The 19796-nt window shown below is 48.4% G+C and carries 18 protein-coding genes; 17 read left to right on the top strand and 1 reads right to left on the bottom strand.

What is annotated here, in order from left to right; genetic code table 11:
• The first annotated feature begins 1 nt into the window (after position 1).
• From pabA to Ga0451573_RS00870, 12 genes are all read left to right on the top strand, one after another.
• On the top strand, positions 2 to 577 hold the full coding sequence (gene pabA, locus Ga0451573_RS00925; protein WP_231681985.1) for an aminodeoxychorismate/anthranilate synthase component II: 576 nt from the start codon (positions 2 to 4) through the stop codon (positions 575 to 577).
• A gap of 248 nt (positions 578 to 825) precedes the next feature.
• Positions 826 to 1872, top strand: coding sequence for an anthranilate phosphoribosyltransferase (gene trpD / locus Ga0451573_RS00920; protein WP_231681984.1), 1047 nt, complete (start codon positions 826 to 828; stop codon positions 1870 to 1872).
• A gap of 2 nt (positions 1873 to 1874) precedes the next feature.
• Positions 1875 to 2687, top strand: coding sequence for an indole-3-glycerol phosphate synthase TrpC (gene trpC, locus Ga0451573_RS00915; RefSeq protein WP_231681983.1), 813 nt, complete (start codon positions 1875 to 1877; stop codon positions 2685 to 2687).
• Positions 2684 to 3301, top strand: a complete 618-nt coding sequence (locus tag Ga0451573_RS00910) for a phosphoribosylanthranilate isomerase (RefSeq protein ID WP_231681982.1) — start codon at positions 2684 to 2686, stop codon at positions 3299 to 3301. Before trpC ends, Ga0451573_RS00910 begins: the two co-directional genes overlap by 4 nt.
• On the top strand, positions 3294 to 4484 hold the full coding sequence (gene trpB, locus Ga0451573_RS00905) for a tryptophan synthase subunit beta (RefSeq protein WP_231681981.1): 1191 nt from the start codon (positions 3294 to 3296) through the stop codon (positions 4482 to 4484). The genes Ga0451573_RS00910 and trpB overlap by 8 nt, the downstream gene beginning before the upstream one ends.
• Positions 4485 to 5318 (top strand): tryptophan synthase subunit alpha, encoded by an 834-nt coding sequence (trpA, locus tag Ga0451573_RS00900; protein WP_231681980.1) that lies wholly within the window; start codon positions 4485 to 4487, stop codon positions 5316 to 5318.
• Between the two features lie 2 nt (positions 5319 to 5320).
• Complete coding sequence (gene aroF, locus Ga0451573_RS00895) at positions 5321 to 6175, top strand: 3-deoxy-7-phosphoheptulonate synthase (protein ID WP_231681979.1); 855 nt, start codon at positions 5321 to 5323, stop codon at positions 6173 to 6175.
• A 258-nt stretch (positions 6176 to 6433) separates the two neighbouring features.
• Positions 6434 to 7447, top strand: a complete 1014-nt coding sequence (gene aroF / locus Ga0451573_RS00890; protein ID WP_231681978.1) for a 3-deoxy-7-phosphoheptulonate synthase — start codon at positions 6434 to 6436, stop codon at positions 7445 to 7447.
• 39 nt (positions 7448 to 7486) lie between these two features.
• Entirely contained in the window at positions 7487 to 8590 is a 1104-nt protein-coding gene (locus Ga0451573_RS00885) for a prephenate dehydrogenase (protein WP_231681977.1), read from the top strand.
• 44 nt (positions 8591 to 8634) lie between these two features.
• Positions 8635 to 9933, top strand: a complete 1299-nt coding sequence (aroA, locus tag Ga0451573_RS00880) for a 3-phosphoshikimate 1-carboxyvinyltransferase (RefSeq protein ID WP_231681976.1) — start codon at positions 8635 to 8637, stop codon at positions 9931 to 9933.
• Between the two features lie 139 nt (positions 9934 to 10072).
• On the top strand, positions 10073 to 10777 hold the full coding sequence (gene cmk, locus Ga0451573_RS00875) for a (d)CMP kinase (RefSeq protein WP_231681975.1): 705 nt from the start codon (positions 10073 to 10075) through the stop codon (positions 10775 to 10777).
• A gap of 66 nt (positions 10778 to 10843) precedes the next feature.
• Positions 10844 to 12964: a bifunctional 4-hydroxy-3-methylbut-2-enyl diphosphate reductase/30S ribosomal protein S1 gene (locus Ga0451573_RS00870; RefSeq protein ID WP_231681974.1), complete on the top strand. Its 2121-nt coding sequence runs from the start codon at positions 10844 to 10846 to the stop codon at positions 12962 to 12964.
• Positions 12965 to 13281: 317 nt separating this feature from the next.
• Here the strand turns inward: Ga0451573_RS00870 and Ga0451573_RS00865 are convergent, their stop codons facing one another.
• Positions 13282 to 14256 (bottom strand): SIR2 family protein, encoded by a 975-nt coding sequence (locus Ga0451573_RS00865; RefSeq protein WP_231681973.1) that lies wholly within the window; start codon positions 14254 to 14256, stop codon positions 13282 to 13284.
• A gap of 127 nt (positions 14257 to 14383) precedes the next feature.
• Between Ga0451573_RS00865 and Ga0451573_RS00860 the strand changes: the two genes are divergently transcribed.
• The 5 genes from Ga0451573_RS00860 (at position 14384) to Ga0451573_RS00840 (ending at position 19756) form a co-directional block, all read left to right on the top strand.
• Positions 14384 to 15397 (top strand): PfkB family carbohydrate kinase, encoded by a 1014-nt coding sequence (locus tag Ga0451573_RS00860; protein ID WP_231681972.1) that lies wholly within the window; start codon positions 14384 to 14386, stop codon positions 15395 to 15397.
• Between the two features lie 81 nt (positions 15398 to 15478).
• Entirely contained in the window at positions 15479 to 16528 is a 1050-nt protein-coding gene (gene mnmH / locus Ga0451573_RS00855; RefSeq protein WP_231681971.1) for a tRNA 2-selenouridine(34) synthase MnmH, read from the top strand.
• Positions 16529 to 16530: 2 nt separating this feature from the next.
• A complete protein-coding gene (locus tag Ga0451573_RS00850) occupies positions 16531 to 17367 on the top strand; it encodes a helix-turn-helix domain-containing protein (protein WP_231681970.1) in 837 nt (278 codons plus the stop codon).
• A 25-nt stretch (positions 17368 to 17392) separates the two neighbouring features.
• Positions 17393 to 17893, top strand: coding sequence for a YajQ family cyclic di-GMP-binding protein (locus Ga0451573_RS00845; protein WP_231681969.1), 501 nt, complete (start codon positions 17393 to 17395; stop codon positions 17891 to 17893).
• A 75-nt stretch (positions 17894 to 17968) separates the two neighbouring features.
• A complete protein-coding gene (locus Ga0451573_RS00840; RefSeq protein WP_231681968.1) occupies positions 17969 to 19756 on the top strand; it encodes a YgiQ family radical SAM protein in 1788 nt (595 codons plus the stop codon).
• Positions 19757 to 19796 lie beyond the last annotated feature (40 nt).

Genomic DNA, 19796 nt, shown 5'->3' with positions numbered 1-19796 from the left:
AGTGATATTAATGATAGACAATTATGATTCCTTTACCTTTAATCTGGTGCAGTACCTGGGTGAATTGGGTGAGGACATCAGGGTTTACCGCAATGACAAAATCTCGGTTGCCGAAATCGAGGATTTGAATCCGGGACATATTGTTATTTCACCTGGGCCCTGTACCCCTAATGAAGCCGGAATATCCCTGGAGTTAATTGAACGGCTTGGCGGGAAGATTCCCATTCTCGGGGTCTGCCTGGGGCACCAGTCAATCGGACAGGTATACGGAGGCAGGGTAATCAGGGCCGAAAACCTGATGCACGGAAAGACCTCACTTATTCATCATGACGGGAAATCTGTATTTGCCGGCCTGCCTTCACCATTTACTGCCACCAGATATCATTCCCTGATTGTGGAGCGGGAATCACTTCCGGAATGTTTTGAAATAAGCGCCTGGACCGAAGAGGGTGAGATTATGGGACTGCGGCACAAAGAGCTTATTGTCGAGGGAGTCCAGTTCCACCCCGAATCCATCCTTACCGAGCATGGCAAGACATTGTTGAAGAATTTTCTCAATATGGGCTATGGGAAATGACCGGGAATGGAATATGGTGAGCTATTGTAACGATTTTCCGCCCTGCCGCCTATGAGTCTAAGCTGCCACTCTCCGGCAACAAGGCAGGGCAAGGAAAATCTTATACAATACCTCACCATATTCCACGGTCATTTCCAGAGCCCATAATAAAAAATAAAACAGGTCCAAGGCATAAATAAGGGTCTAAGGCACAGAATCTTCAACATAAGGGAATTATGTCGAGTATAGCTTAGAGGAGGAGAGATGAGATGATTAAGAATGCAATTGACCGGATTGTCGATGGTCAGAACCTGAGTGAGGAAGAGGCTGTTGTGCTGATGGAAGAGGTTATGAGCGGAAAGGCCACAGATGCCCAGATAGCTGCATTGATTACGGCTCTCAGGATTAAGGGGGAAACTGTTGCCGAGATTACCGGGTTTGCACGGGTGATGCGCAACAAGGCCACCCCTGTGAGGACAGGACATCCGTTTGTGGTGGATACCTGTGGGACCGGTGGCGACGGTTCCCATACCTTTAATATTTCCACAACGGTGGCGTTTGTTATCGCAGGCGCCGGAATCCCGGTGGCTAAGCACGGCAACCGCTCGGTTTCCAGCCGGAGCGGGAGCGCTGATGTGCTGGAAGCTCTGGGGATAAATATCAATCTGACGCCGGAACAGGCCGGGGATTGTATCGACCGGGCCGGAATCGGTTTCCTGTTTGCCCCTGCACTCCACGGGGCGATGAAATATGCCATCGGTCCCAGGAGGGAAATCGGGATCAGGACAGTTTTCAATATCCTGGGGCCCCTGACAAATCCGGCCGGAGCCCAGGTACAGATACTTGGGGTCTATGACCCGGCCCTGACCGAGGTAATGGCTGGTGTTCTGGCCAATCTTGGCACCAGAACGGCATTTGTGGTTCACGGCGCTGGAGGGCTTGATGAAATATCTATTATTGGGCCGAGCAGGGTGAGTGAAGTCAGAGATGGGACTGTGGTCACCTATGACCTCGATCCCAAAGAATATGGCATCAATTATGCTGCAATAGAGGATCTCAAGGGTGGCACAGCAGAGGAGAATGCTGTCATCACTCTTAGGATTCTGAGCGGCGAAACCGGTCCCAAGAGGGATATTGTGCTGCTCAATTCAGCTGTAGCCCTGTTGGCTGCAGGCGCTGTGCCGTCAATTGCAGAAGGAATTCAACAGGCTGCTATGATAATTGACTCCGGGGCGGCCCTGAGAAAGCTTAATGAGCTGAAGGAATTCAGCAATTCATTTACAGGTACGGATATGACTACAGCAAAGGTAGGATGACAGTGATTCTTGATAGAATAGTTGCTCAAAAAAAACTTGAACTGGACGAAATGAAGCGGCTTGTCCCTTTTGCTGAACTTAAGGTAAAGTGCGGCCTTTTAATTCAAAACGGGACCGGACAATATGGCCAGCAGGCAGAGTTTGCCTCTGGATTGAGAAAGGATGGAGAGGTGGCCCTGATTGCGGAAATCAAAAAAGCCTCACCGTCAAAAGGGCTGATTCGCAGCAGCTTTGACCACCTGGAGATTGCACAGATATACACTGCTTCAGGAGCTTCCGCCATATCTGTGCTGACTGACCGTGAGTTCTTCCAGGGCAGCCCGAACTATCTTAGTGATGTCAGCAAGACCACAGACCTGCCGTTACTCAGAAAAGACTTTATGATAGACCCCTATCAGCTTTTTGAGGCCAAACTGCTGGGAGCTGATGCGGTGCTGCTGATAATGGCAATTCTCACTGACGGGCAGGCAGCAGAACTAATAGAATACGCCGTTTTTCTGGGTCTTGAATGCCTGGTTGAGGTCCATACCGAACACGAACTGGAAAGAGCCCTGGGCTTGGAAGTAAAGTTGATAGGAATCAACAACCGGAACCTGCAGACCTTTAAAACCGACCTGGAAACCACCTTCAGGCTGAAAGAAATGATTACTGACAATGAAGTAACAGTTATCAGTGAAAGCGGGATTAATACCAGAGAAGATGTGCTCAGACTAAAGGAGCATGGGATTCATGCCATGCTGGTGGGTGAAGCCTTGATGAGAGAAACTGATATTGCTGCTAAAATAAGGCAGCTGCTGGGGAACCCAATGATATGATTATAAAAATATGTGGTTTGAGTGATGTCACAAGCGCCGTCTTTGCAGCAGAACAGGGCGCTGACCTGCTGGGATTTGTTTTTGCGGAAAGTACCAGAAGGGTCACTCCGGAACAGGCCAGGGGGATTATCGACGAAATCCCTTCAGCTGTAAGTAAAGTCGGAGTTTTTGTTAATGAAGACCACTCACTGATAAATGAGATTACAGAATTTTGCGGGCTGGACATGGTTCAGCTTCACGGCCGGGAAACACCTGAACAATGCCGGGAGATATCTGTCCCGGTAATTAAGGGCATTAGGATTAAAGATGACAATTCCCTGGAGGATATGGCCTGTTTCCAAGATTGTGTGGAAATGTTCGTCCTGGATACTTATGTTCCCGGGGCAGCGGGCGGCACAGGGAAGGTTTTTGACTGGAATACGGCCCTGCGCGGGGCAGCTTATGGCAGAATTCTGCTGGCAGGAGGCCTGACCCCGGAAAATGTCTGCAGGGCTATCGGGGCGGCAAAGCCATTTGGAGTAGATGTCAGCAGTGGAGTGGAAAGCTGCGGGAAAAAGGATTTGCATAAAATAGAGGCATTTATAGCGAGCGTTAGGGGGCTGAAAAATGTATAGATTACCTGATAACAGAGGACATTACGGCGATTTTGGCGGGAAATATGTCCCGGAAACCCTGATGCCGGCTCTCGAAGAACTGGAAAAGGCATATCAGGAAGCGCTTAATGATACTTCCTTTAGGGAGGAAATCAGATATTATCTCAATGAGTATGTGGGCCGGCCTTCACCGCTGTATTTTGCCGAAAGACTGACTGCATACTGCGGGGGCGCCAAAATATATCTGAAGCGGGAAGATCTGAACCACACCGGCGCTCATAAGATCAACAATACCATCGGACAGGTACTTCTGGCCAGGAGAATGGGCAAGAAAAGGGTTATTGCCGAGACCGGTGCAGGGCAGCACGGAGTCGCTACGGCGACCGCTGCTGCAATGTTCGGACTCGAGTGCGTGGTTTTTATGGGTGAGGAGGATATCCGCAGACAGGAACTGAATGTTTTCCGGATGAAGCTCCTGGGAGCAGAGGTCAGGCCTGTTGCTTCAGGAAGCCGCACACTCAAGGATGCCATGAATGAGGCTATTCGTGACTGGGTCACTAATGTCAGGAACACTTTTTATGTCCTGGGTTCTGTTGGCGGACCCCACCCTTATCCGATGATGGTGCGTAATTTCCAGAAGATAATCGGTGAGGAGACACGGGAACAGGTGCTCCATAAGGAGGGCCGCCTTCCTGACTGTATCATGGCCTGTGTGGGCGGGGGGAGTAATGCCATCGGGATATTCTACCCCTTTCTGGAGGACCGGGATGTGCAGCTGGTTGGAGTGGAAGCGGCCGGCCACGGTCTGGACACTCCTTACCATGCAGCTACCCTTACCAAGGGGTCCCATGGTGTCCTCCACGGCGCTTACAGCTATATCCTTCAGGATGAGGACGGGCAGATCCTGGAAGCCCACTCAGTTTCCGCAGGGCTGGATTACCCCGGGGTAGGCCCGGAACACAGCTATCTTAAGGAAACAGGCCGGGTCCGGTATACCAGTGTTACCGACAGCGAGGCCCTGGAGGCCTTTGGGGTGCTGTGCCGCACTGAGGGCATCATCCCGGCCCTGGAGAGTTCACATGCCCTGGCCTATGGTCTCAGGGCAATCCCGGAAATGCAGCCAGATGACATTGTGATTATCAATTTGTCAGGCCGCGGCGACAAGGATGTGCATACGGTTTCCGGAATTCCGGAGGTGAAATAAATGAATCGGATATCTCGAAAATTTGCGCAGCTCCGGGGTGAAAACAGGAAAGCCCTGGTTACCTTCATAACCGCAGGGGATCCTGACCTGCAAACCACTGTGGAACTTGTCCTTACCCTGGAAAAGGCAGGCGCTGACATCATTGAACTTGGGGTTCCTTATTCAGACCCGCTGGCCGACGGACCGGTGATTCAACAGGCCTCACAGCGGGCTTTGCAGTCAGGAACCTGTCTCAAAAAAATATTTGAGGCTGTGGCCCAACTGCGGCAGCAAACCGATATTCCCATTATCCTGATGACATATTATAATCCCCTTTTGCGCCACGGCCTGGAAAAGGTGGCTGCAGATGCTGCTGTTTCAGGTGTTGACGGGTTTATAGTACCTGACCTGCCCATGGAGGAGTCCGGTGACTTGAAACAGGAATTAACTCTGCGGAGCATTTCCCTGATTCCTCTGGTGGCCCCAACCAGCGGCCCGGAAAGAATAAAACAGATTACCACCGGCGGTTCCGGGTTTATTTACTGTGTGTCACTTACCGGCGTTACCGGGGTAAGAAAAGGACTCCCCGAGAACCTGAAAGAATTTACCGGGATTGTAAGGAGCGCCAGCCCGGTTCCTGTTGCCGTGGGATTTGGTATTTCAACACCGCAACAGGTGGCCGCAGTATCCCAATACTGTGATGCCGTAATAGTTGGCAGCGCTTTGGTCAAAACTATCGGTGAAAAGGCCGGTATGCCCGAATTTTACGATGCCATTTTCAGGCTTGTCAAAACCCTGAAAGAACCGTTATTATTAGAAGCAGAGAACAGTACCGGTCTCCGGGAGGTAAAATAGAAATGAGATATAAACTGGCCAGCAGAACAGAAAAAACTGATGACACTATTATTACTGTAGGTGACAGCAGTGTTGGCGGAAAACAGCTTGCAATCATTGCCGGACCGTGTGCCGTTGAGGACCGTGACTTGTTTATAAAAGCTGCAGTTCAGCTCAAAAATTATGGGGTCCAGATGCTCCGGGGAGGCGCCTTTAAACCACGGACATCACCCTATGCCTTTCAGGGGCTTGCCGAGGAAGGCCTGAAAATACTTGCCGAAGCCAGACGCACGACCGGTCTTCCCGTGGTTACCGAGGTTATGGATACCAGGGATGTCGAACTTGTTGCCGGCTATGCAGATGTTATTCAAATAGGCAGCAGGAATATGCAGAACTTTGTCCTGCTAAAAGAGGTGGGAAGGGGCAGCACGCCTGTTCTGCTGAAGAGAGGCCTGGCGGCAACTATTGAGGAATGGCTGATGGCTGCTGAATACGTCATGGCCGAAGGAAATAAAAATGTAATTCTATGTGAACGTGGTATCAGAACCTTCGAAACACATACCAGGAACACTCTGGATATCAGTGCGATACCGGCGGCACATCATCTTTCACATCTCCCGGTGATTGTTGATCCCAGCCATGCCGCGGGGAAATGGGGTATGGTTGCTCCTCTGGCTAAGGCTGCTGTGGCGGCAGGCGCTGATGGGCTGATTATTGAAGTTCATCCCTGTCCTGCTGAAGCCCTGTCTGATGGCGGGCAGTCCCTTAATATGGCTAATTTTTCTGAGCTTATGAGTCAATTGGTTCCGGTCGCAGAAGCAGTTGGGCGAAAGTGTAATTATGAGGGAAAAAAACTTGTCAGGCAAAATATAATATGATACGATAAATAATGTAGTTTTAATTGCAGGATGGTTAAAATAGCAGGATGGTTGTAACGGTAGGAAGGATTTATTGCAGGAGTGGTGGTTAACAAAAGACATCGGTAGAACGGTAGGAAGGGAGGTCATTATGCGAAGCTCAGGGGCACTCCTCTTTCAGGGGTGCCTTTTATTTCATTTATTCGTTCGGTTTCTATATGTTTGGTTTTAAAATGGCAGATACTTATATTTACATGAAAAGATAATGGAGGTACTGATATGATTATTGTTATGCACAGCGGCACTCAGAAAAATGAAGTGGATGAAGTCCTGAAAAGACTAAAAAATCTTGGTTTCCAGATACATCTTTCGGAAGGTGTGGAGCGGATCATTATCGGAGCAATTGGTGATAAGACAAGATTAAATGAAGTGTCCCTTGAGGCTATGCCCGGTGTGGAAAAAGTTGTACCTATTTTACAGCCATACAAGCTGGTCAGCCGCGAATTCAGGCATCATGATTCTGTAGTCAGGGTTGGGGAGCTTGAGTTCGGGGGAGGACAGATTCAAATCATGGCCGGACCCTGTGCGGTGGAAAGCAAGGAACAGCTGATGACGACTGCAGAACAGGTACGTAAGGCAGGGGCAACAGTGCTGCGGGGAGGTGCCTTTAAGCCGCGGACATCCCCTTATGCCTTTCAGGGTCTGGAGGAAGAAGGTCTGAAGATGCTGGCTGAAGCCAGGGAAAGAACAGGCCTGAAAATTGTGACTGAGGTGGTAGACCCCAGAACAGTTGAACTGGTATCCCAGTATGCGGATATACTACAGATTGGGGCCAGAAATATGCAGAACTTTTTTTTGCTTAAAGAAGTATCCTCTGCCAACAAACCGGTAGTTTTGAAGCGCGGCCCGTCAGCTACAATTGAGGAGTGGCTGATGGCTGCAGAGTATATTATGGCAGGCGGTAACTATGGGGTTATTCTCTGTGAAAGGGGCATCAGGACCTTTGAGACTTACCTCAGAAATACCCTGGACCTCAGCGCAGTGCCGGTAGCCAAGCACCTGTCACACCTGCCGGTAATCGTTGACCCCAGTCATGCCCTGGGTAAGTGGAGATTTGTCACCCCAATGGCCAGGGCAGCCATTGCTGCCGGTGCCGACGGACTCCTGGTAGAAGTTCACCCAGACCCGGCCAGCGCTCTTTGTGACGGCCCGCAGTCACTGACACCGGACAATTTTAGTGAACTGATGGATGAAATTAAAAAAGTAGCAGAGATTATGGATAGAACAATCTAACAATAAGTGACTGACAGAAAAGTAATGGGGAGATTTAACATGCAGCCAATATTTGATAAGATAACCATTATAGGTGTGGGACTCATCGGCGGTTCACTGGGGATGGCGGTTTTGAGCCGGGGACTGGCTGCCAGGGTTACCGGTGTTGATGAAAATCAAAACCTGGAGCTTGCAGTTGAGGCTGAAGCAATCCATGAAGGGGTCTCCTGTCTGGAAACTGCAGTTTGTGATGCCGATTTGGTAGTTGTGGCCACTCCTGTAGGGGTTACCACTGAAATTATCAGGAAAGCTGCCCCAATGATTAAGCAGGGATGTATCATTACAGATGTAGGCAGCACCAAGTCAGATATTGTCAGGGAGGCAGAAAGACTAATGCCTCCCGGAACCTGTTTTATCGGCGGACATCCGATGACCGGTTCGGAGATTAGTGGTGTTAAGGGCGCTGACAGGTATCTGTTTGAGAATGCGGTATATGTTTTAACACCCACCAAAAGCACAGATCGTGATGCAGTCGCCAAGGTAAGCCGTCTGGCCGCCGCCATTGGCGCCAGGGTGATTGAAATAGACCCTGACGAACATGACCTGATGGTGGCCACGGTAAGCCATCTGCCTCACATTGTGGCCACAGCGCTGGTAAATACTGCAGGAGACCTGGATTTTGAACACAGGGGGCTGTTGATGCTGGCGGCGGGAGGCTTCAGGGATACCACCAGGGTCGCTTCAGGACACCCGTTAATGTGGCGGGATATCTGTATTACAAACAGGGATAATATTCTAAAGGTTCTTGACCGGTTTGGCAGGGTACTTAAAGAGACCAGAGTGATGGTGGCAGCATGTGATCACAGCGCTCTGGCAGAGAGCTTTGGGAGGGCAGGAGAAACCAGGAGGAATATTCCTTCAGGAATTAGGGGTTACCTGCCACTGATGTATGAAATTACAGTGACCGTGCCCGACAGGCCGGGGGCAATTGCCGGACTGACTGCCTGTCTGGGTAATGCAGGTATTAACATTAATGATATTGAAATACTAAGGGTCAGGGAAGGCGAGGGAGGCACCGTCAGACTTGCTTTTGGAAGCCAGGCTGACCAGGACGCGGCTGTTATTCTCCTCCGCTCCCAGGGCATTGCTGCCAAAAAGAGATAAGAATAGTAGTGAACACGAATAGATTACATCAGAGGTGTATGTTTTTGAAACTCCAGGTTAGAAAAGCAGGTAAAATAAATAGTGAAATATCGGTTCCCGGTGACAAGTCGATATCCCATAGGGCTGTTATGCTGGGAGCATTGGCACAGGGACCAACTACGGTAACGAATTTTCTCATGGGAGCGGACTGCCTCAGTTCCATTGACTGCTTCAAAAAAATGGGCGCTGAATTTAGCAGGCCTGATAATAATACTATCATTGTTAAAGGAAATGGGCTGTATGGTCTCAGGGAACCTCAAGATGTCCTGGATGTCGGCAATTCCGGTACAACCATCAGACTGATGTTGGGAATCCTGGCCGGACAGCCATTTTTTTCCACAGTGACTGGTGATGCGTCTATATGCAAAAGGCCAATGGGAAGAGTTACTGAACCGTTGCTGGAGATGGGGGCAGTTATTGACGGCAGGCAAAATGGGTCTCTGGCCCCGCTGGCCGTCAGAGGAGGCGTTCTGAAACCTATCAAATTCAACTCGCCGGTAGCCAGCGCTCAGGTGAAATCAGCCATAATTCTGGCCGGGCTGTATGCCCGGGGTCAGACTGAAATTTGCGAACCCCATAAGTCCAGGGACCATACCGAGCGGATGCTTGCTTATCTTGGAGCGGAAATCGAGGTTAACCCAGGTGACGTAAAAATTAAGGGTGGGCCGACCTTGTCAGGTAAACCGGTTGAGGTTCCCGGGGACATTTCATCAGCTGCGTTCTTCATGGTTGCTGCAGCAGCAATTCCCGGTTCCCGGCTGATAGTTAAACGCGTGGGCTTAAATCCCACCAGAACAGGTATCATAGATGTTTTAAAAAATATGGGAGCAGAGATAACTATTCTTAATGAAGATGAGGTTAACGGGGAGCCGGTCGGAGATATCTGTGTCTGTGGAAGCGAACTTAAGGGGACTGTCATTGAGGGCAGCCTTATCCCCAGGCTTATTGATGAAATACCGGTAATCACTGTTGCCGCGGCAGCCGCAGCAGGAGAGACCGTGATCCGGGATGCGGCGGAATTGAAGGTTAAGGAATCCAACCGGATAGCGGTAATGGCCGTTGAGTTAAGGAAACTTGGTGTAAATGTAAGTGAATTAGAGGATGGTATGATTGTACAGGGAGGCGGCAGCTTAAAAGGCGCTGTCTGTGAAAGTCATGATGACCACAGAGTGGCCATGTCCATGGCGGTTGCAGGTCTCCTGGCAACAGGAGAGACCGTAATCAAAAACACCGGATGTATCGGGATATCATTTCCGGGGTTTGCCGAAACCTTGGCCGGCCTTACGGATTCTGCAAATATCTGAATAGAACCCGAAAAGAGACTGTGCGTTTTGCATAGTCTTTTAAAAATGTCCGCCACCACAAGGAAAAACCGTTCTTTTGTCGAAATAAAATACCTAGTTTGTGAAAATTCGGGGAATGACTATCTTAAGGAGTGGGAGCATGCGGCGAGAAGGGCGAAATTTGGTTGTGGCAATTGACGGGCCGGCCGGAGCCGGCAAAAGCACTGTGGCCAGACAGGTATCCAAGGATCTCGGGTACATTTACATCGATACGGGAGCCATGTACCGAGCGCTGACCGTGAAGGCCCTCAGGCAGGGAATCATCCTTAGTGACGAAGCAGCGCTTTCCCGGCTGGCAAAGGAGACCGAAATCCGGCTGACCTACCAGGACCATACCCAGGCTATTATCATGGATGGTGAGGATGTTAGTGTCGCCATACGTACTCCTCAGGTTTCGCAAAATGTTTCCCTGGTTGCCAGGGTGCCGGGTGTGAGGACTGAAATGGTAGAACTGCAGCGAAGACTTGCCCAAAAAGGCGGTATTGTCATGGATGGCAGGGACATCGGGACTTTTGTCCTTCCGGAAGCAGAATGCAAAATCTTCCTGACCGCATCTGCCAGGGAAAGAGCTATGAGAAGGGCCAGGGACCTGGAAGCTTCCGGTTATGAAGTTGATATTGACGAATTGGAAAAGGAAATTGCCACCAGGGATCGCATAGACAGTACGCGTGAAATGGCCCCGCTTCAGCAGGCATCTGATGCCATTCTAATAGACACATCTGATATGTCATTTAACGAGGTTGTCGACAAAATCAAAGAATATATCCGGCAAACACAGAGGAATTCGTTTATGGGCCTAGAATAAAAAAAAATACCGGTAAATATGAAATAATTACTAAAAGAGTTAAAATAAGCCCTTAGAGGTGGTATAATGAAGACAATCCTTGCACCCAAGGCAGGATTTTGTTTTGGGGTTAAGCGGGCTTTGGACCTGGCCATGCATACGGCTCAGCAGGAGGAAAAACCCATTTACACTCTGGGTCCCTTGATTCACAGTCCACAGGTAGTTGAAGACTTATCCCAAAAAGGGCTGAAGGTTGTCCAGGATATAGAAGAGATTCCTGAAGGAGTTATTATTGTCAGGTCACATGGCGTAGGCCCTGAGGTATTTGAAAGAGCTAAGGAACGAGGCCTCAAGGTCATTGATGCCACATGCCCTTTTGTAAAAAAAGCACAGGAACTGGCTAAGAAATTAAATGAACAGGGTTATCAGGTCATTGTTGTAGGTGATAAGGAGCATCCTGAAGTAACAGGTATTCTTGGCTGGACAGGGCATCAGGGTATAGTCGCCGAAACTCCCCAACAGGCCGAAAACATGCCTGCACAGAATAAAATCGGGATAATCAGCCAGACCACACAACCAGAGGAGAATTTCAACAAAATTGTTTCGGTTTTGCAGCAAAAATCTGATGATACTATCACTTATAACACAATCTGCCACGCTACCAGGGACAGGCAGGATGCTGCGGTTGAACTGGCCAAAAGCGTCCATGTGATGATTGTTGTTGGCGGGAAGAACAGCGCTAATACGCAGAAACTTGCACGTCTTTGTGCCGATACCGGCACTCCGACGTATCATATAGAAACTGCCGGTGAAATTGACAGGAAATGGCTTATCGGAATGGAACTGGTAGGGATTACTGCCGGGGCTTCGACCCCGGATTGGATAATAGAGGAGGTTAGGAGTTACATGGAAGATGTTACTAATCAGGAAAACGAAAAAAAACAACTTGAAGAGGCATTGACCGTAAAAGAACTCCGTAAAGGAGACATTGTCAAAGGTGTAGTGGTCCAGGTTGGCGATGATGAAGTTCTGGTAGATGTCGGCGGAAAGTCTGAAGGAGTTATCCCCATGAGGGAATGTTCATGTTGCGATATAAGGTCACCGAAAGATCTGTTTAATGTTGGAGATGAAGTAGAGGTTGCAGTCATTAGAGTGCAGGATGATGAGGGGAAAATACTCCTTTCCAAAAGAAAGGCAGATGCTGAAAAGGCCTGGGATGAGCTGGTACAAGCAGTAGATGAAAAAAGAATAGTTGAAGGTGTTGTTATGGAGGTTGTCAAAGGCGGTCTCCTGATGGATGTGGGTGTTCAGGCATTTATGCCTGCTTCACTGGTGGAAAGAGGCTATGTTGAAGATCTTGCCAAATATGTTGGGGAGAGACTTCAGGCCCGGGTTATTGAAGTGAGAAAAGAATCCAGAAAGGTAATTCTTTCGAGAAAAGCAGTTGTAGAAGAAGAATACCACAAACAGAGAGCTGCTCTCTGGGACGAGATTGAAGAGGGCCAGGTTCGCAAAGGAACTGTACGCAGGATGACAAATTTTGGCGCATTTGTAGACCTGGGTGGAATTGACGGCCTGCTCCATGTGTCTGAAATGGCTTGGTACAGGGTTGGCCATCCCTCGGAAATATTAAAGGAAAATGACGAGATTGAAGTTTTTGTCCTCGGTATTGACAGAGAAAATGAAAAAGTATCCCTCAGCCTGAAGAAAATAGTCCCAAATCCCTGGGACAAAATCGAACATAAATACAGCCAGGGACAGGTAGTCACAGGAAAGGTTGTGCGGTTGGTACCGTTTGGGGCATTTGTGGAACTCGAACCAGGTGTTGATGCACTTGTACATATTTCACAACTTGCACATAAACGCATTGGAACTCCCGGAGAGGTTGTCAGTGTTGGTGAACAGGTGACTGCAAAGGTTATTGAAGTTGACACCGAAAAACACAAGATAAGTATTTCCATAAAAGAGCTCGCTGAAAAGGAACCGGAAGCTCGTCAAAATGAAGTTACAGCAGAGAACATCGTTCAGGAAGATGTTCCGGCGCCAACCATCGGAGAGGGTCTCGATGCTGAAACGCACAAAAAGCTTATGGCAGCAATTGAAGAAAAACCGGAAGAAAAACCGGATGAAAAACCTGAAGAGGAAGCAAAAACAGAGCAGCCTGAGTCTGAAGATACAGAACCCACAGACACAGAACCCGCGGAATAAGACAACTTTATTCATTTTATGACTATTAAATTGTAATATGGACAGGGGTAGATGAATTCCTCTGGCGGGGCCCCCAACCCGTTACCGAAGCCCCGGCCTTTAGAAAGGCCGGGGCTTCGACGGATCGGGGGGACCCCCAGACGTCTCCGCCGGCAGCAGCTCCCGCTTTGCGGATTTACCCCAAGGGTACCGCCAACTCTAAGCGCTAAAGCGCTAAGAGTTGCCATGGCTGGCCGGACGGACGACAGACTCCGCCTGCCTGAATACATCTACCCCTGTCTTATAACATTTTTATAGTCACAAAATTATTGACTTTGTCAGGTGTTCATTTTACTTTCGGTCCACTCTGCAAAGGTCATTCCTGTATTACAGACTGAGTCCCCAAATAGCTGTTTAAACCGCTTAGCCGGTTTGTCCCAGCCGTTAACAAGAAAGACTCTTTGCTCAAGGCGGGATAATCTTGCGCCAAAGTCAAACAGTTGGTATGACAGTATATCGGCCGGAGGAAGGGAATAGCCGATAAAAAAGATTTCCCTTGCATCAGCCAGGGTTTTAAGGGCGCTGAACCACAGGCTGCGCAGTTTTGGCAGGGAGTAAGACTTAAAAAGTGTAGGGGCAATTATACAATGTCTGAGCCTTATGCTTTTACCCTGCAGGGAACAGTTCGGGCAGCTCAGAAGCGCTGAGGTGTCCTTATTTTTTTCGGATACACCGGGCAGGGGATGGATGGTGACAGATTCCGGAAAACGGTATATCTGCCCACAGTATGGGCAATAATACATGTTTATGGAACCATGCAGCTTAAAAACCCCGATGCCGGAGGCGCTGTTTTTACACATGGAAAGGCCGGGGTAATGGAAATCCTTACCTGAAACACTTAACAGGTTTTCTATTACCAGGTCGTAGTTAAAGGTGATTATGGAATCACCGGCTTTAAGGATACCGGCAAATATCTGGTACGATTTTTCCAGATAGTTGGTTTTGTCAGGACTGAGCAGTCTGGTAAATTCTTTCAATAGCAATTCTTCATAATAGATTACTTCATCATAATCGACATCGGGATAGGGTTTATAGTGTCTGATAATATCCATCCTGCTTAATATTTCTTCAAGGCTTGAGGCATTAATCCAATCAGACCTGCCCTGATAGAGGAAGTCGCTGATATAGGATTTCAGTTCTACAAGCTGCCGGGTGACCCGACCCTGGTGAAATATTTTTCCTAAAGCAGTTCCGGTTAGGGGAGCGCCCGCATCAGAAGAAAAACCTGAACCCAGGACAAAAACGCAGTTCATAGCAACCCTCCTGGCATTAGGGTGAAACAATTAGAGGTTCTTTATACCTTGACCAGAAAAATATAGTTTGATATACTTTTGTTGGCACCCATAAAGACAACCAAACAATTGTTTACGGAGGCTCTTTATGAGTAAAATAACCGAACGGGAAAAAGAAATCCTTAAAATATTAAAAAATGACCCTATGATAGCACAGGATGATCTGGCTCGGGTATTGGGGATATCCAGGTCTGCGGCGGCAGTTCATATTTCCAATCTAATCAGGAAGGGATACATTTTGGGGCGGGGCTATGTCTTTAATGACCGGACCGGAGTGTTGGTGATCGGCAGAATTTTTGTCGAAATTTCTGCGATAACAACCTGCGCCGGTGATTCTACAGCAGAAATCGATATTCGTCCAGGGGGCGCTGCTTACAATATATCTCTTCATCTGGCGGCACAGAATATCTCTACTCTTCCCGTAAGTGTTATCGGAAGAGATGACTATGGTGAGATGATACGGGAGAAACTGAATAGAAAAGGCTTGGATACCAGGCTGCTGGTGGTTCAGGATTGGTTCCCCACCCCCAGGAGGATTACCTTTGTTGACAAAGGCGAACCCGCGGAAATAATTGACGGGCGGGCAGCAGAGCTGCTTTCACCAGAGAAACTGCAGAGCATTGAAGTTACCATCAATAACTGCAGAATGGTCATTATTGATTCCGGTATTCCTGAGAGTACAGTCAGTCACATATGTGGTCTTTCTGCTGCGGCAGGAGTTCCCGTTTGTTTCAAGTTTAATGGTGATGTTTACGAAAAACATTATTATCAAAGAATTCAAATGTTTGATACTGTTTTGATGACAAAGGACACTGCAGAGGAGCTTTGTGAGTGTAAGATCAAAAACCTTGATGACGGTATCCGGGCTGCCCGGCAGATTGCTGAGAACGGGGCTGCCAAAGCTGTTATCGTCCTGCCTGAACTTGGGGTAGTCATGTTTGGAGAAGAGGGTTCTGTCTCTGTTCCGCTGCAGCCGGGTCGGGAAAAACTGGACAGGCGGGCTGTGGACATTTTTGCTGCCGGAGTAATCAATGGCATTATCAACTCCTATGACTACCGTCAGTCCATGAGACTGGCCCTTGGCGCAGCGGGACAGCAGTAGGACTGATACCTAATTTGCCAAAACGGAAGGAATAATAGTACTTTATGTAGAAACATAAATAGCCATAAGGGTGAAATTAAAATGTCAAATGAAATTTCTGTCCGGGAAGCGCTGGAGTTGCCGGGTGCAAAGATAATAGATGTCAGGTCCGAAGCCGAGTATGCAGAGGCTTCAATTCCGGGAGCTGTGAATATCCCTCTGCTTGATAACGCCCAAAGGGCTGAAGTGGGGAAGCTGTATAAGGAAAAAGGCGCCGGGGAGGCTGCGGAGCTGGGAATTCAGTTTGTTTCCCCCAAACTATCCGGAATCGTCAGTCAGTTCACCGAACAAGCCCAGGAAGGTCCCCTGGTAGTTTTTTGTTGGAGAGGCGGAATGCGCAGCAAGTCCGTGTGTTCTTTAATGGAATCAATGGGATTGCCTGTTTACAGACTGGTTGGCGGTTATAAGGCTTACCGCAAGTACGTCAATGAGTATCTTGCCAGGCCTTTGAGACACAAGGTGGTAGTTATTCATGGCCTGACAGGTGTCGGAAAAACCGAGGTGCTCCATGAACTGAGAAGGATGTCTTTACCTGCTGTGGATTTGGAAGGGTTGGCCAACAACCGGGGTTCAGTCTTTGGACAGATAGGGATGTATCCTCAGCCCAGCCAGAAGATGTTTGACAGTTTATTGGTAGAGGAACTGGCCTTGTGGGAAGCCGCCGGATATATCATCGTCGAATGTGAAAGCAGGCGGATAGGCAGGCTAATTCTTCCCGAAACCCTTACAGAAGCTATGAGAAACGGCATTAAAATATTGGCTTACTGTCCTTTAAAAATACGTATGGAACGTATAAAAAGAATATATAGTTCTAAAAATGAGTTTGGACTAGTAGAAAATAAGGAAGAATTGAAGAGAGCCATAAAATCTCTGGAAAGAAGAATTGGCAAACAGAGAACGGCTGATTTTTGCATGATGGTTGACCAGGGACAGCTTAATGAAGTAGTGGAACATCTCCTGGTTAGTTATTATGACCCTTTGTACCGGTATCCGTCCGAACCCAGTGGGCAGTATGACCTGAGTGTTGATACCAGTGATATTTCCACAGCAGCAAAAGAAATAAGCGCAGTACTTTCAAAAATGGAGGTGTGACCATGGGCGGCATTGGAGATAATCTTAAGAATGCGCGGGAGTCCAAAGGCATAAGCCTGAGGAAGGCTGAGGAAGACACGAAAATCAGGAAAAAATACCTCCAGGCACTTGAGGAAGGGAACTATGAGGTTATTCCGGGAAGAGTATATGCAAAGGGATTTCTACGTAATTATGCAAACTACCTTGGTCTTGACCAGGATGAAATACTTATGGAATATAAATTGCTGGGCACACCGGTGCGGGAAGGTTTTCAGGAATCCGAGTTCAAAAAGAAGTATCAGCAGCGGAGGACAAACCGTTCCAACAGAAAGACTTACCTGATGACAGCAGTGATCGCTCTTCTGGCGGTCTTTACACTTGTGGTTTACGGCTATATAAATAAAGACAATGGAGGTCTGGGGTTACAGGATGAGGACAATACTCCGCCAACTGAACAAACAGACAAAAACGATGGCCGGAACACAGGTGAAGGCGATAATCAGGAAGACGCCAATGTGCAGCAGGAACAGCAGTCGGACGAGCCGGGAGAAGCGGGAATTCCTCCTGCGGGGCAGAATGAAGGCCAGGGCGGTGCAGAAGGTGTTCAGCAGAATACCATGACAATTTTGCTCAAGGGTAAGGACCAGGTCTGCTGGATAAATATCCGGGTTGACGGGGCAAACACTTTTACCGGGAATATAGTTCCCGGGGAAACCAAAACCTTTACCGGAAGCAGTGTTGTAATGACCCTTGGCAATGCGGGAGCTGTTGAGGTTGTAAAGGACGGAACCAGCCTGGGGGTTTTGGGGGGATATGGAGAGGTGGTCAAAAACAGAGAATTTAGTGCGGAAACTCTGTAAATAATCAGGAAAGGAAGGCGAAATCATGGCAGCCAAAGAGAACAGCTTTGATATAGTATGTGAGGTTGATATGCAGGAAATTGACAATTCTCTCAATCAGGCAAGACGGGAAATTGAAACCCGCTTTGATTTTAAGGGCAGCAAGAGTGAGATAAAATTTGATGGAGAAGTGATTACTCTTATTTCAGATGATGATTTCAAGCTGAAAAACGTTATTGATATCCTGGAATCAAAGGTTATCAAGAGAGGTGTAGACGTCAGGACATTAAAGTATGGCAAGGTTGAAGCTGCCGCTGGAGATACAGTGAAGCAGCAGGTAAATATACAGCAGGGAATTGAGTCTGAACTTGCCAAAGACATTGTCAAAGAAATCAAAAAATCAAAAATTAAGGTCCAGGCTTCCATTCAGGGGGATAAAGTCAGAGTCGCCGGGAAAAACCGGGATGACCTGCAGGCGGTAATTCAACTGCTTAAGGAAAAGGAATATGATATTCCCCTGCAGTTCACCAATTACCGTTCCAGTTGATTATCCGAGGGGTGGTTAGCTGTCTTAAATTAAAAAAAATCAGGTAAATCCGGTGATAAAATGAGTCGTGATAAGATGAGTTATACTGACTTTCTTCCGATGACAAGGGAAGAAATGGACAAATACCACTGGCATTATGTAGATTTTCTTGTGGTAACAGGAGATGCCTATGTGGATCATCCCAGTTTCGGGACGGCAATAATAGCACGACTGCTGTCAAAACTGGGTTTTAAGGTAGGCATAATTGCCCAGCCTGACTGGCATGACACCGGTGATTTTACCAGGCTGGGAAAACCCAGGTATGCATGCCTGGTAACGGCCGGGAACCTTGATTCCATGGTAAGTAATTATACCGGAAACCGGAATCACAGGAAAAAGGACCTGTATTCACCGGGGGGCGTGCCGGGAAAACGCCCCGACAGAGCTGCAATTGTATACTCTAACCGGATCCGGGAGGCCTGGCCGGGGATTCCGCTGGTTATTGGCGGAATTGAAGCTAGCTTACGCCGGTTGGCACATTACGACTATTGGGACAACAAGGTGAGGCGTTCCATACTTCTGGATTCCAGGGCTGATATTCTCGTCTACGGCATGGGGGAAAAGCAGGTAGAAGAAATTGCCCTGAGACTTGCCAATGGAGAAGCAATAGGGCAGCTCACCGATATTCCGGGAACTGCGTATGTGGTTGGAGAAAAACCGCCGGCAGGTGCAATCTGTCTTCCGGGGTTCGATGAAGTCAGCGCTGCAAAATCTAAATATGCTGAAGCTTTCAGGCTGGCGTACGGTGAGCAGGACCCCTTCCGGGGCAGGACCCTGGTCCAGCCTCACGGGCTGCAGTATGTGGTGCAGAATGCGCCGGCTCAGCCTCTGACAACAGAAGAAATGGATGCAGTCTATGAAATGCCGTTTATGAGGAGTTACCACCCTGCCTATGCAAAATATGATGGAATCCCAGCCCTAAAGGAAGTGAAATTCAGCATTACTGCTCAAAGAGGATGCTTTGGAGGTTGTGCCTTTTGTGCCCTTAATTTTCATCAGGGCTGTATTATTCAACCCAGGAGTCATGACTCAATTTTGCGGGAAGCCAGGCTGTTAACGGAACTGCCGGATTTCAAGGGGATCATTCATGACGTGGGGGGCCCCACTGCTAATTTCCGCAAGCCTGCCTGCAGGGCCCAGCTTAAAAGAGGCACCTGTGCGGACAAGCACTGCCTGGCCCCTGATAAATGTAAAAATGTTAACGTTGACCATGCGGACCTCATTGAACTGCTTCGCAAGATACGCAGCCTGCCTGGGGTCAAAAAGGTATTTCTGCGTTCAGGTCTGAGGTATGATTACCTCTTATATGAAAAAGACCCGGAGGTCTTAAGAGAAATCTGCAAATACCACGTCAGCGGACAACTAAAGGTAGCTCCTGAGCATGTATCTTCAGGGGTGCTTAAAGTTATGCGGAAACCGGGACACGACATCTACAGGAGGTTTACCGATAAATTCTATGAGGCCAACCGCCTGCTTGGCAAGAAGCAGTATCTTGTGCCGTATTTTATTGCATCACACCCAGGAAGCACCTTAAAAGATGCCATAGAGCTGGCCGAGTATATCAGGGATATGGGATACAACCCGGAACAGGTTCAGGACTTCACCCCGACACCGGGCAGCCTTTCTACGTGTATATATTACACTGGAATTGATCCCCTGACCGGGCAGAAGGTCTATGTGCCCCGGTCATCAAAAGAGAGACAAATGCAGAGAGCCCTTATTCAGTACCGCAACCCCAAAAACCGCGGTCTGGTGAAAGAGGCTCTGAGAAAAGCGGGCAGGGAAGATCTGATCGGAAAAGGTCCCAAATGTCTGGTCCGCTGAAAAACTTTTTTGACACTGTACTGGTCATAATCTATACTAG

Origin of the sequence: Phosphitispora fastidiosa (genome assembly GCF_019008365.1) — a bacterium.
Lineage (GTDB): Bacteria > Bacillota > Thermincolia > Thermincolales > UBA2595 > Phosphitispora > Phosphitispora fastidiosa.
Note: the sequence above shows the minus strand (reverse complement) of the source record. Positions and strands in the feature narration are given on the sequence as shown.

Bases quoted from the DNA above. Each gene is read 5' to 3' on its own strand.
- Ga0451573_RS00860 (WP_231681972.1), top strand. From the start codon at position 14,384: ATGAGTAAAATAACCGAACGGGAAAAAGAAATCCTTAAAATATTAAAA.
- Ga0451573_RS00870 (WP_231681974.1), top strand. From the start codon at position 10,844: ATGAAGACAATCCTTGCACCCAAGGCAGGATTTTGTTTTGGGGTTAAG.
- Ga0451573_RS00850 (WP_231681970.1), top strand. From the start codon at position 16,531: ATGGGCGGCATTGGAGATAATCTTAAGAATGCGCGGGAGTCCAAAGGC.
- mnmH (WP_231681971.1), top strand. From the start codon at position 15,479: ATGTCAAATGAAATTTCTGTCCGGGAAGCGCTGGAGTTGCCGGGTGCA.
- aroF (WP_231681978.1), top strand. From the start codon at position 6,434: ATGATTATTGTTATGCACAGCGGCACTCAGAAAAATGAAGTGGATGAA.
- trpD (WP_231681984.1), top strand. From the start codon at position 826: ATGATTAAGAATGCAATTGACCGGATTGTCGATGGTCAGAACCTGAGT.
- Ga0451573_RS00845 (WP_231681969.1), top strand. From the start codon at position 17,393: ATGGCAGCCAAAGAGAACAGCTTTGATATAGTATGTGAGGTTGATATG.
- aroF (WP_231681979.1), top strand. From the start codon at position 5,321: ATGAGATATAAACTGGCCAGCAGAACAGAAAAAACTGATGACACTATT.
- Ga0451573_RS00840 (WP_231681968.1), top strand. From the start codon at position 17,969: ATGAGTTATACTGACTTTCTTCCGATGACAAGGGAAGAAATGGACAAA.
- Ga0451573_RS00885 (WP_231681977.1), top strand. From the start codon at position 7,487: ATGCAGCCAATATTTGATAAGATAACCATTATAGGTGTGGGACTCATC.
- Ga0451573_RS00865 (WP_231681973.1), bottom strand. From the start codon at position 14,256: ATGAACTGCGTTTTTGTCCTGGGTTCAGGTTTTTCTTCTGATGCGGGC.
- cmk (WP_231681975.1), top strand. From the start codon at position 10,073: ATGCGGCGAGAAGGGCGAAATTTGGTTGTGGCAATTGACGGGCCGGCC.
- trpB (WP_231681981.1), top strand. From the start codon at position 3,294: ATGTATAGATTACCTGATAACAGAGGACATTACGGCGATTTTGGCGGG.
- Ga0451573_RS00910 (WP_231681982.1), top strand. From the start codon at position 2,684: ATGATTATAAAAATATGTGGTTTGAGTGATGTCACAAGCGCCGTCTTT.
- trpA (WP_231681980.1), top strand. From the start codon at position 4,485: ATGAATCGGATATCTCGAAAATTTGCGCAGCTCCGGGGTGAAAACAGG.